Here is a 13465-nt window from a genome sequence, read left to right as displayed (position 1 = left end):
AACTGTATCCCTCGGTGCGTTGTGGTTTCGGCACCGCGTTGGTGTGTCAACGTGCGGACTCAGCCTCATCGAGTCACTCATCGTGACTCGCCATGTGGACGGGAGTTTACGGTTCGGGTGGAACACCTGATGGCGATCCGCGTCGTGTCGCCGCCGCGTAGGCGAGGTCGGGTTTTGTCTGAACTGGCCGGCGCGGCGCTGCGCTCTGCGAAATGTCCTGAACCAGTTGTATCGGAGCAGATATCGACACCGCGACTATCACAGGTACTGGGCTGCAGATTCTCCACAACTGCGAACCGTACATGTCGGCCCCGACACCGGTTCTGTTCCGCGGAAAACGCGGTTAGAGGCGAGTGCGAGGACTTCCTGTGTCGGTTTCGAGTGAGAGCGACACAAGTATCTGCTCAAAAAGTGCTCGGCGAGCGAATCGGGACGGTCGAGGCCGACGATCCGGCGCGCGGACGTACGGAGCCGGGTCACAGGCCAGATCCGACGCAACGCTTTCCGCGCCGTTGAGCCTTGGGAACTCCTAATGGCCAGCGAGTACAGTCGCTGGAGCTGTCATAGCGACCTTATAGAATCGGGCCTCATGACATCTGCCGCCTGCTCGCCTGAGATTGCGAACCCCCACATCGTGGATCTTTTTGCAGGACCGGGCGGGCTGGACGTGGCAGCCCACTGGCTTAATGTGCCGACTGTGGGGATCGAGTGGGACTCGGAAGCATGTAAGACTCGAAAAGCAGCAGGTCTCGTAACCCGTGAAGGCGATGTGCGAGCATTCAGTTCTCGAGATTTTCCCGAGGCGAGCGTCCTCGCCGGTGGGCCACCGTGCCAGACATATACGGTGGCGGGAGCAGGTGCGGGTCGTCTGGCTCTGGATAGAGTCCTCCGACTGGTCAAGTCGCTGGGGGCCGGGGAGGACATCGACAAGGACCTTGCCGGTTTCGACGACGAACGCACGGGACTGGTACTCGAGCCCCTCCGGTGGGCGCTCCAAGCCCACGCTGACGGGCGACCGTATGAAGCAGTCATTCTGGAACAAGTGCAGGCCGTGCTCCCCGTATGGGCAGCAATGGGCGAGGTACTGGAGGGACTCGGCTACGGTGTGGCAACCAGCGTGCTGCAAACAGAGGAGTACGGAGTTCCACAGACGCGTCGTCGTGCAATCCTCGTTGCCCGGCTCCGACAAGAAACCAGTCTCCCGAGCCCCTCGCACCACCCATACCGAAAAGGTTTAAAGCGGGGAGTGGGGCCAACCGGCCGTAGACCGTGGAACACGATGGGCAATGCTCTGGAGACGACGAGGGACTATCCGTTCTCCGTGGTGTCCAACTACGGGACTGGCGGCAATCCTCGCGCCCGTGGTCGCCGACGTTCGGATGAGCCGGCCTTTACTGTTACCGGGAAAGTTTCAAGGAATCGTCTCGTCGACGAGCGTGGATTCGATGTCAATCGGTTCACCAACGCCGAAGCCGGTCGCCTTCAGACATTTCCGCTTGACTATCCGTGGCGCGGAAACGACGTGTCTCAGCAGGTCGGAAATGCGATTCCACCTCGTCTCGGGGTCCATATTCTGGCGGCTGCTTTGGGGATGACGGAGTCCATAGACGAATCATTCTTCAACCGCGTCGACAAAAGCGGTTGGCTTGGGCCCTCCCCGTCCGAACCGCGACCCCCTGCAAACCGATCCACTGGCGGCGCCCGCAAGGGCTCTACGCAAGGGTGACATATTTTCAAGAATGTAACGAATGAGACCTTTCTGGCGTATAACAATTGCAAGGGTGTCGGATTCCGGCGGTATGGTTCGGCAACCAACTAATAAACGGTTGGCGACTCAGGACGGGTAAGACAGACGACCCGAAGGTGGAGGACTTCAACTTCGGTGGTAAGTGCTGGTCAGTGGATATCCGGTCTAAGGAAGCGCACAGTACTCAAAGGTGCGATCCGAAACCATAAGCTTAATTACAACGGAGGGCAGAACCATTCCGGAACAGCGCACTGCGGTGCAGACGGATGAGGCGGCGCAATCGTGGCGTTGAATGTCTCCGATTGGGTGCCCAACACAGAGTTGAGCCATGACGTTGGAGAGCTGTTCTCACGGGCGATCCATTCATATCGGGCGAACTCGAACTTGGTTACCGAGCATGCGAATCATGAGGAGTCCATCAGGGTAGGAGGCTACTCCAACCGCACCCTTCTCGAGCTGGTGCAGAACGCTGCCGACGCAATGTCGGGCGCTGACGAGCTCGAAGAGGGAGCAGGACAGGTAGAGATTGTCCTCGATCTCAAAAGTAAGACTCTGTACTGCGCAAACGCCGGCCGTCCCTTCTCTCGGAATGGCCTGATCTCGATCGCTCACGCTCACCTCAGCGGGAAACGTGGCGACGAGATTGGACGATTTGGCCTCGGTTTCAAATCGGTTCTGTCAGTTACCGGTTCACCGCAAGTTTTCAGCCGGTCTATCTCGTTCGAGTTCAATTCTCTTCAGGCAAAGACAGCAATCGCGATGGAAGCGTCGGGTGCGAAAAGGCTCCCAATCCTCAGGACTCCGACGCCTGTTGATGCCGAGGCGGAGTTCGCTGAAGACTCAGTTCTTGCCGAGTTGGCAGAGTGGGCGACGACGATCGTCAAGCTCCCACACGTATCCAACTCCCAGAATTTGAAGAAGGAGATCGAGGAGTTTCGATCCGAGTTTCTCCTATTCGTCACCGCGGTGCGAGAAATTCGGCTCAGGGTCATCGGAACCGATGAAGATTTTGCTACAAGTCATGTATCGCGTGAAATCGGCAATGGTGCCTTCCGTATCGAACGGCCCAGCGGTGACCACGATGATTGGTATGTCGAAAATCGAATGCATGAACCCACCACAGGGGCTCGTGTCGAGGTCGGCGAAGCGGTGTCGCGTGATCGCGTGAAAGTCACGGTTGCCATGCCTGCGCGTTTCGCCCACATGAGGACAGGCGAGTTCTGGTCGTACTTCCCACTCCAGGACACTACATCTGCATCCGCCCTCTTCAACGCTCCGTGGAGTGTCAACGACGACCGCACCACATTGCTTCAAAATTTATACAACCGTGAGATTCTTGCGACCCTCGCGAGCATGTTCGTCGACATGCTGCCGAAGGTCTCGTCCGCCGACGACCGCGCTGCGCATTTGGAATACATGCCCGCTCGTGGTCGTGGTCGAGAAATTCAATCGTTCGGTGACGAAGTCCTTTGTGCACATGTCCCATACCTCGGATGTGAAGCGGCGCTGGTTCCTGACTCCACGGGTGTCTTACGTTTGCCGGAGGACCTCCGCCCCTTAGATTTCTCAGTCGATGGTGTGTCCGAAGCTAACCACGCGGAGTGGATCAAGTCGCCCAACACCGGCGACGATGTCCCGCACTGGCGGTGCTACGCCAACAATCAGCGTGCCGCGCGACTACGTCAGCTCTTCATTTACAGGTTCTCATCCACCATCGACCCTCGTCTGAAGGATGAGAAAAAGGCGCTTGAGAATGTTCCCAAGAGGGGAATCTCGTCATGGTTGCGTGAATGGGCAGAGGGCCCGGACCTGAACTCTGCTGCGAAGACTCTCGATTTCGTACTGCTGAATCCCAAACTAGAGGGGATCAGATCTGCCAAAGTCATACCGACCAGCAGCGGAATGCGTTCATTGAGCGAGAACGTCAGTGTCTTCCTCAAACGATTGGACGACGTCGACGTTGAAGGGGCAAGTTTCATCGACCCGGATTTCTTGGCTATCCCCGGCGTCGAAAAGAAGCTCCGAGAGAGGGCTGGGTTCAGTGACCTGGACCCGCTCGCGATTCTGAAAGCCAGGCTGGACAAGCTGTCCATCGGGTCGGCCGAGGACGAGCATTCCAAGTTCTGGGATGCGGTGTTGGATGTGCCTGTTGCTCAAGCCCGAGTTGTGGTGGACCGTGATACGTCCGGCGGCATTAAGGCTCCGACGTGCGATGGTGGTTGGTCGGCACCCATGCAAGTGTTCGACATCGAAGGACTTGACGACAGCATGCGCGACCGACGATTGGACCGCAGTCGGTGTGTTCCAGAAGTCGCGTATGCCGCAGGAGTTATTCATGCACCACTGGCGGCCTATTCAATCGAGGACGAAGTCAGTTTCGACGACTACAGCTTGTATGTAAAGGAGGAGCTCAACCGAAATCTAGGGCCCGGAGAGCGTCCAATCGAGCGAATCGAATTCGACAAAAACGAGGGACCGGGTCCGTTTTCGGTCTTGCTTATGCTTCACAACTCATCGGCCTCCGACCACACTCGGGAGACGTGGACGCTGCAGTTACTTGCATTCAATGACGCGGCGAAATGGACATGCGAGGACATCGACACCGGTCGGACCTATCAGGTTACTTCGCCAGTTCGATGGGCAGTTCAGAGTGCAGGGTTGCTAAAGTCGACGCGTGGATATCGGTCTCCGGCAGATATCGTGTCTGCCACGCTCGTCGAATACGAGGCCTTGCTACCACTCTTCCGAGGACCGCGCCAAGTTGAGGACGTTCTCGCCCTGCCAAAAGATCTCGCCGCAATTCCTATCGACATTGTTAAAGACGCACTGGAGTCCGAACCCGGATCCTCGCCGATGAAGGACAGCGCGCTTACTGCGTTCGTCCTGGAAGCAAGCCCGTTAGCCTACCCAGATGATCATCCGCCCCTCGTTCCCGCGCGGGTGGGGCGCAACATCGAAGTCAGGCGGCCTGACTCGGTCTTCGTGGCCACAACAGACGAGGAGCGTGCATTTCTTGGTTTGAGGCACCGGCCGTATCTTCAGGCCGATCAAGGACAGATCGAGCTCCTCGTCCAGATTGTCGGATGCCGTCGGTTCGAGGAGAGTTTCTCCTTCTCGATGCTCATTGAAGGGCAGCAGGATACTGAGCCAGTTATTGACCTATATACCGGAATTCGTTCGACCTTTGCGTACAGCGAGGTGATGCATGGGACTGTGTCGAAAGCCGTGAAGATCGTGAAACGCGTGACCACGGAGGACGGCGTCGAAGATCAGTCGCTTACGTGGCACATGGATGGGGTGGCACTAGTAGTTCGGGCCGATCTCGATGAGCGACGCATTCTGGAGATCGTAAATGAGGCGTTCGACCTGAGACTCTCCAACGCCGATCTCAGCGGAGTGCTTCAGACCGGCCTCGACCAACGGTTAGAGGAGCAGCGGCAGGCTGCCCGTGCCGCATCTACCGACGCGAAGCGACTTGAGGTTTTCTTCGGTGACGACACGTTGAGAGAGAGTTTGCCGACCGGCCTGTGGCAGGCTTTAGAGGAACAGGAGTTGGTAAACGACTCGACGTCCGTCGCCGAGCTCTTTCTAACCGTGTACGGCACCGATTCGATTAGCCTCCTCGCGGCCCAGTTTCGCCACGAAGGATACTCCGATGTTCCGATTAAATGGGCTGGCGGAGCGCCGGCGATCCAATGGCTTCGAACGATGGGCTTCGCCGCCGACTACGCCGGGCTTCGGAACCAGCGTCAGGATGACGAATTCGTCGTCCCCGGGGCGGTGAAACTGAACCCCTTGCACGATTTCCAAGCGGGGCTCAGTCTGCAGCTACGCGATGTTTTGACGCTCCAGGATCCGGAGGGTCGCGCGCAAAAGGGCATGGTTGAGCTCCCAACGGGTGCCGGAAAGACACGCGTTGCAACCGAGACGGTGCTGAGGCTTTTCATGCAGGGACACCTGGCCGGAACTGTTCTGTGGATCGCGCAGTCGGAAGAGCTCTGCGAACAAGCTGTGCAGACCTTCAGCACCGTCTGGCGAGGGCTCGGCGACGAGCGCCCGATGACGATCGGTCGGCTCTGGGATAGTAACTCTGTTCATGAGCCCGATACCGAATTTAGCGTGGTGGTAGCTACCGATGCCAAGTTGGATGAATCGGTGGTAGGTAGGCCGAATTACGAGTGGCTCAGTCGCCCTTCCGCAGTCTTTATCGACGAGGCACATCGTGCGGGCGGATCGGCGAGGTATGCGCGAATCCTCAAGTGGCTTAGAGTGGACGGCCGTAGTTGGGAGCGGCCTTTGGTAGGGCTTTCTGCGACGCCATTCAAGGGCAAGGCAGAAGACAGTCAACCGACCAAGGACTTAGCTACCCGATTTGGCCATCAAAAACTCAAGGCATTCGAGGACAACGCCTACGAAGAATTGTCGGGGATTGGTGTTCTTTCTCGGGTCAAACATGAGGTCCTGACGGGCATCGACGTCGATTTGAAGCCGAGTGAGCTCGCGCAGGTACGTTCGATGCGGAAGCTCGAGCCGCAGGTGCTGGACCGCATCGGGCGGGACCAGGCCCGCATGCGGGTGCTCGTCAGTCACATTATGAGCCAGGACCCTGAATGGCCGATCCTTGTGTTCACACCGAGCGTCCTTTCTGCGCAGGTTCTTGCTGCTACGCTTCGTTATCAAAATATCGAAGCCGCAGCGGTCAGCGGTCAGACCGGACGACAGCAACGTCGCGACGTAATCGAGAGCTTCAAACGGAAGAAAATTCAAGTCCTTGCGAACTGTGACCTCCTTATTCAGGGCTTCGACGCACCGGGAGTCCGAGCGCTATATATCGCAAGGCCGACTTTCAGTCCGAGCGCGTACATTCAGATGGCTGGCCGAGGTCTGCGCGGTCCTGAGAACGGCGGCAGCGATGAATGCCTCATCGTGGATGTCGCGGATAACTTCGGTGCGGTCAATGATTTTCTCGGTTATCGCGAATACGAAAAGCTTTGGGGGGAGCAGCGAACGTGATTCTCATACCGGACCTGGCGGACATCGAAGCCGCTGCGCCAAGCAACGCTGAACGTAAGCTTGCGCGCCTGTTGCAGTCGGTCGATGGGCCTCCCGGCGCAGTCGCCTTTCACTCGGTCAGGTTGCGAAGCCATGCTGTCAAGCAGCAGGGCGAAGCTGACTTCGTCGTGCTGTGGAACGGTGTTGTAATCCTCATCGAGGTCAAAGGCGGTGGCATCAGGAAACATGATGGTGTTTGGTTCAGCATCAACCGCCACGGTGACTGGAACAAGCTGCGTGAATCGCCGATGGCCCAGGCACAGTCGGCAATGTATGCATTGCGGAGCATCTTGGAGGAGGAAGGCGTTGGATGGTTTGCCGCTGAGGCAGTTGTAGTCACTCCTGATATCGACGGGCCTCCTCCTGCCGTGGACTGGAAGGGCAGCCACTGGTGGGCAAAGGATCTGATGAACATCGCGTCGATGACCGACGCGCTCGGGAAGGTCACGAGCTATGCCAGGACACCACCCTTCGGGGTCAAGGTTGCCCGGTCCGAAACACTGCGAGCCCGCTTGTTCGGTGAGTTCACACGGATGCCAGTAATCGACGCGCAGCGAGGCGCGGTCATCGAGGAACAGAACCGCGCGACCGAAGGCCAGGCTCGAGTGCTTGCTGCGCTCGCGCGTAACGCCCGGATGCTCATCTTCGGCGGTGCCGGCACGGGGAAGTCCTTGGTCCTCGCTGAAGCGGCAAAGCATGAAGCAGGTGAGGGGAAGGCGGTTCTTATCACGTTTCACTCGCCTTCTCTGATTGACTTCTTTGGCCCATTGATCGCGGGGAGAAACATCGATCTCCGTCCATTCGCGGACCTGTCGGATGACAAGCAGTACGACGCTGTCCTCGTCGACGAAGCGCAAGATCTCATGAATGCCACGGGGATGGACGCACTGGACTCCGTAATACGCGGCGGCCTCGCCGGAGGACGCTGGCGGATGTTTCTCGATCCCAATAACCAAGCGCACGTGGACGGCGAGTTCGATCCGGATGTCTGCGAGTTGATGCGGCAGGAGGCGCTTCAGTTCGACCTTGACCGGAACGTACGTAACACCCGCGCGATCGTTCACGTAGTCCAGGAGTATCTCGGTGCTGACGTCGGAGATCCAGGCATTGTCCACGGGGACCGCGTGGGGTGGCGGTGGTCGTCAGGGAACACGGCAGGGGTTGCTGAGGCAGGGACTGTGGCTCGCGAGTTAAATACGAATGGAGCCCGCCGAGACAGCATCTGGATCATCGACGTAGCCGGGGACGCCAAGCCGCAACTAAGCAAGAGCGGATTCCTCGTAACTACTCCACGGTTCGCGAAAGGCCTCGAAGCGGAGCATGTCATCGTGTGCAACCTGCCGCAGGAATACGACGATCGCGGACTTGCCGCGTTCTATGTATCGGTTACGCGGCCCCGCGTTTCGCTTCACATTGTCGCTTCCAAGGAGGACAAGAAGCGACTTCAAGACCTTTTTCGAAAGCAGGTTGGAAAATGAATCTCACACAGGCTCAGCGGGCGGTGCTGAAACATCTACGCGCGTCTTATGTAGGACCGGAGGCTGGGGACGACGAGATCACGTTCAATTTTCCTCACCGGCAATACGCGGTCGGCATGCTGTTTCCGAGTGAAGTCACAGCGCATGGCACACGTCGCAGCGACGAAGATGACGAGGTCATGGCCGACGTTCCTGAGGGAGACGTCGAGGAGGATGGCGCAGGGATTCCCTTGGCGGAGGACTGGCGCCCGTCGTCGGTAGCCGTCTCCTTCGTCACTGACGGAGACACTGTGGGAGTCGAATTTTCGTGTGGAACATATTCTTCTGTTGATACCGATGGGCCTCCGCATTGGCGTCGCAGTCCATTCGACGTGACCGACCTCGTTCTCAGGCGTGGAGAGGGGCCGATTCCACTCACTGTGGGAGAAGTGCAGGTAGAGATCGGTTCGCGCTGGCGCGAAGTTAAGGGCGCTTACCTGGTAACGGTTCATGCCCGAGAGCTGGCCGAATCAACCGGGGACGACCGACTCGATATAGTTCGGATGTTGTTCCAAGTCGAGCTGACTGTCACGCCGGCCGCAAACGCGCAAATCTTGGAGTACGACACGACCCGTTCATTCGATACAGACCAAGAGGCAGCGGAGCTGCGTCTGAGGTACCGCGGAAGGAAGGTCTACGCGGTCGGACATGGAATGGCTGCGAACTGGGAATTCACGGAAGGCCGTTGCGAGAGGGTCTTCCTGGATCCGGTGCCAGCTTTCGTTGTGCCGGACGTTGAGACCACTGGGTTTGACGAGGGGACACCCGAGTTCACTTCCCTGGAGTTGAAACACCTTCAGAAGATCGACGAGAATCCGGATGCTGTGCTTTCTTCGCTCGATGCCTTTGTTGACTCCTTCGACGACTGGTCTTCGAAACAGAGGGAACGGGCCGAGCATTTCGGTAAAGACGCCGCTATCGCACTCAGAATTGCCGAGCGTTCCCGCGTTTCGGTTGGCAGGATGAGGGAAGGGGTAAAGCTTCTCCGCGCACCCAAGAGCTCAGATTTACGAACCGCATTTTCCCTCGGTATGACGGCAATGCGCCTACAGATGCAACAGCCTTCGGTCAACCGTGGGATACCGCCCAAGCAGATCGAGGAGCCACGCTGGCGCCCATTCCAGCTCGGCTTCCTACTCGTTTCGTTGGCATCCACCGTAGACGAGACGCACAAAGACAGGGAACTCGTTGATCTGATTTGGTTTCCGACCGGCGGTGGCAAAACTGAAGCATACCTGGGATTGGCAGCAATCGACATCTTCCGTCGGCGACTTGTCCACGGTCTGTCAGGTGGAGGCACTGCCGTGATCACCCGATATACGTTGAGACTCCTGACATCTCAGCAGTTCCAACGAGCAGCGGCACTGATATGCGCGATGACGCTTCTTCGGAATTCAGACGACCGTGTGAAGGGCATGGCGCCGTTCACGATAGGCCTTTGGGTGGGAAACGACGTCACCCCAGGTACCCGTACAGGGGCGAAGGGCGCGGAGGGTGCTCTCGAACGACTTCATAAGGCTGCACGTCCGGAGGAAGCTAACCAGTTCCAGGTCGAGAGCTGCCCATGGTGTAGGACTCCAATCGTCCCGAAGGTCAAGAGCAGCAAGCACCAGGATTACGGAATGCGTCTTGCAGGAAAGGACGTCCTCCTCCACTGTGTTGACGAGTCGTGCCCGTTCAACGACGAACTTCCTCTTGCCGTCGTCGACGACGTTTTATATGACAACCCGCCCACCGTCTTGCTGGCCACAGTCGACAAGTTTGCGCAATTGCAGTTCAAGCCGGACGCCGGAAAGTTGCTCGGAATCGGGACGACTTTCAAGCAGCCTTCAATGATCATTCAGGATGAACTTCACTTGCTATCGGGGCCACTCGGAACCACAGTGGCCGTATTCGATGCGGCGATCCAGGTGTTGCTGAGTAGTACCGATACTCCGCCGAAGATCGTCGCGTCGACAGCGACCATCCGTTCGTCCCCGGAGCAAGTACAGGGACTATATGGACGCAAGGTTGCGCTGTACCCGCCATCCGGGCTCGACGACGATCGCACCTTCTTTTCTCGACCGGTGGAAAGTGGAGAAGGGCGCCTCTATGTTGGCCTGATGCCACAGTCGGTCTCCCAACCGTCGGCCGTCATCGCGGCGGCTACTCCGATGTTGGAGATTCCGGAGGTACTCTCCAGCAAGACCCCAGCTGCAGTGTTGCGCGACGCGTACTGGACGCTGGTCATGTACCACAACAGCCTCCGTGAGCTTGGTCGTACGGGAACGCTTGTCGTTGACGACGTAAACGGCAGGCTTGAAGCTCGCGCTGATCGGCTCGGTTTGCAACCAAGACGAGTCAGAGCGGAGAAGGTTCTGGAACTGACGAGCCGCCGGGGCCCGGACGAGCTCCCGAATGATCTGCGGGCGCTCCAAGTCAGTGCGGATGAGTCGCAAGACGTTGTCGATGTGGTTCTTTCATCGAACATGCTCTCCGTGGGTATCGATATTCCCCGGCTGGCTTTGATGCTCATGGTAGGACAGCCGAAGACCACAGCCGAGTACATCCAGGCAACTAGTCGCGTCGGGCGTGGGGGTACGAGGGGAGTCGTCGTGACACTCTTCAGATCAAGCCGGGCGCGCGATCGATCGCATTTCGAGACTTTCCGTGGTTACCACGAGGCCCTCTACCGCAGTGTAGAGCCCACAAGCGTGACGCCCTGGTCGCTGGCCTCGCGCGACCGTTCACTAGCCGGTGCGCTCACCGCACTGTTGCGCCATTCGTTCGTCCCTCTTGCGGATAACGGAGCGGCAGGTCGACTTAGCCTCGAGGACGACAAGATAGGGTCCGCGATCAGACGAGTCGTCGAACAGTTCCTCGGGTACGTGTCTCGTGAGGAACCCCTCGAAGCTGAGGAGACGCAGGGCGCCGTGTGGAGCCTGCTGAACGACTGGGATCGCCGGGCAGCACAGACTCGTGAGTCGAGAGAATCTCTGTATTACGAGCGCACGAAGCAAGGCCAGGCAGCTTTGTTGAAACGATTCGGTCAGCCCGGTGAGGGATGGCTCGTCGGTGACTCGATGAGATCAGTTGAGCCCAATGTTGCTGTCGAGGTTCAAGAACCCCAGCTGCTGGAGGAGGTGCGCCGTGGAGAAAATTAAGCATGACCTACGTCTCTCCGAGACAATCTCGCCATTCGGTGTCGGATCGATTGTCGATATTCGGAACGAATCCCTCTTGGTGCCCGATACATCGTGGTGGGACAAGAAGTTCGCGCAAGAGGTCAGCTGTGATCGGTTGATGGCCCGCCTTGGCTCTGGTGTCCTGAAGCAGCCACCCACCCACGCAGGCCGGGCTGGCAAAGATACCCCCGCGTTGCTGTACTGGCGCTTTCCCGCTTGGAGGTTCTGCGAGCGCTGCGACAAGCTCTCGAAGCTCACAGGGAAGAAGAAGGGTAAGTGGAGTAACGCGTGCGAGTGCGGTGGCTTGCTGGTGCCGATGCGCTATGTGACTATATGCGAGAAGGGCAGCCATCTCCAGGACATCAACTGGTTCCAGTGGGCGCACAGGGGGCGTGATGCGAGCTTGGACGAAGGTGTCCGCTTTTGCCGTGACTACAAGGCGCTCAGATTCTTAAAGCTGTCGAATCTCGGTGAAGGCCTCGCGGCGTTAGTGGTGACGTGCAACGGCTGCGGGAACTCCCGATCTTTGGCGGAGCTTGTTACGAAGGGCGCCTTGCATCGAGACGGTATCCGGTGCGCCGGGCGCCAGCCATGGGAACCGGAAGGCTCGGTGAAGAAACCCTGCCAACACCAGCTCGTCGCCGTCCAGCGGGGGGCGACAGGCAATTACATCGCAGAGAGAATCTCGGCTCTCGACATCCCCGAAGAACGTCCGCAGTCAGTAGAAGCGGCGGACAAGATTCGAGGTCACGTGTACTTCGAGAAGGTTGTGGCTGACAACGGTGGACCGCAGACCGAGATAGTAGCCGGGTGGATCGCCGATGAACTCGGAGTGACGACAGAGCAAGTCCTGACAGTCGCGGCAGGTAACGAGACCAGTGCGGACGAAATGCTGCTCGATCTGAAAGACGGTGAGTGGGCGGCATTCGCAAAGAAACTTGACGGTGGACGCGACCGCACAGGAAGCGACTTTGTCGTTGACGGACGAAGCCTCCGAGGTGTCGCAGGCCCTCAAAGCCTCCTAAGCAAGATAGATGGCATCGGACAGGTACGTCGCGTTCGCGAAGTCCGAGCGCTTCGAGGGTTTCGCCGCCACAATGCAGATGCAGCTCTAGTAAATGTGGACCTGGGGCCAGATCAGTGGCGTCATCCCACCTTTCCAGCAATCGAACTCTTCGGAGAAGGAATATTCCTGCGGTTCGACGAGAGCCAACTAGCCAAATGGGAGGCGCAACCTGAAGTGCAGGCCCGCGCAGGCATCTTGAAAATGCGGAGGAACAACACTGAGTGGGGCAACCGGCTGGACGTGCCTGAACCGAGATATGTTGCTCTGCACACCCTGTCGCATCTAATAATTCGGCGACTGGCGTTTGCGAGTGGCTACGCGTCTGCCTCCCTGCAGGAGCGCATCTACGCGAACACCGATCGTGCCGACAAGACAGCTGGAATCCTGATCTATACCGCAGCGGGAGACGCGCAGGGAACACTCGGCGGACTTGTCAGACTGGGAGACCCTGAAAAATTGGTCCCGCTACTTGTGTCTGCACTCGAGGACGCAGACTTCTGCTCCAACGATCCAGTCTGTATTGAGAGTGATCGGCAGGGGGCTTCTCAACTAAATCTCTCGGCGTGCCACGGTTGTTCTCTGATAAGTGAAACCTCATGCGAAAGCGGAAATCGGCTCCTGGACCGGCAGCTTGTACTTGGTGGAAGTGACGTGAAAGGACTGATGGACGGCGTTCTTCCAGAGATCCGGCAGTTCACGTCCGGGCGAATGGACTTGGGTACCGACTCTTCTTAATCGCAGACTGTACGCGTCAGACATCCCATGCCAATTGTCGTCAAGGGGAGACCGTGACGGTACTGGCTCGGTGTCGTCGATCCCTTTAATACATCACGCACCTCACAGCGCGCGCATCGCACCGAGGTGCACTCGCCGCCTGAATCGTGGGCCGTTCCGATTTCCATCTTCGATCAGAACTAGG

Annotated in this window: 5 protein-coding genes; all 5 read left to right on the top strand. The window is 58.2% G+C overall.

Annotated elements, in window-relative coordinates:
* The first annotated feature begins 532 nt into the window (after positions 1-532).
* The 5 genes from QM596_RS28730 (at position 533) to drmB (ending at position 13281) form a co-directional block, all read left to right on the top strand.
* Positions 533-1726 carry a DNA cytosine methyltransferase gene (locus QM596_RS28730; protein WP_349307333.1) on the top strand — a complete coding sequence of 398 codons (1194 nt, stop codon included), beginning with the start codon at positions 533-535 and terminating at the stop codon, positions 1724-1726.
* A gap of 303 nt (positions 1727-2029) precedes the next feature.
* Positions 2030-6760 (top strand): DEAD/DEAH box helicase, encoded by a 4731-nt coding sequence (locus tag QM596_RS28725; RefSeq protein WP_283310503.1) that lies wholly within the window; start codon positions 2030-2032, stop codon positions 6758-6760.
* Entirely contained in the window at positions 6757-8277 is a 1521-nt protein-coding gene (locus QM596_RS28720; protein ID WP_283310502.1) for an NERD domain-containing protein, read from the top strand. Before QM596_RS28725 ends, QM596_RS28720 begins: the two co-directional genes overlap by 4 nt.
* A complete protein-coding gene (locus QM596_RS28715; protein ID WP_283310501.1) occupies positions 8274-11459 on the top strand; it encodes a helicase-related protein in 3186 nt (1061 codons plus the stop codon). Before QM596_RS28720 ends, QM596_RS28715 begins: the two co-directional genes overlap by 4 nt.
* A complete protein-coding gene (gene drmB / locus QM596_RS28710) occupies positions 11446-13281 on the top strand; it encodes an MrfA Zn-binding domain-containing protein (protein ID WP_283310500.1) in 1836 nt (611 codons plus the stop codon). Before QM596_RS28715 ends, drmB begins: the two co-directional genes overlap by 14 nt.
* The last annotated feature ends 184 nt before the right edge of the window (positions 13282-13465 follow it).

The sequence above is a fragment of the Rhodococcus sp. IEGM 1406 genome (genome assembly GCF_030056745.1).
Classification (GTDB): Bacteria; Actinomycetota; Actinomycetes; order Mycobacteriales; family Mycobacteriaceae; genus Rhodococcus_F; species Rhodococcus_F erythropolis.
This window is presented reverse-complemented; position numbering and strand designations above follow the sequence as displayed.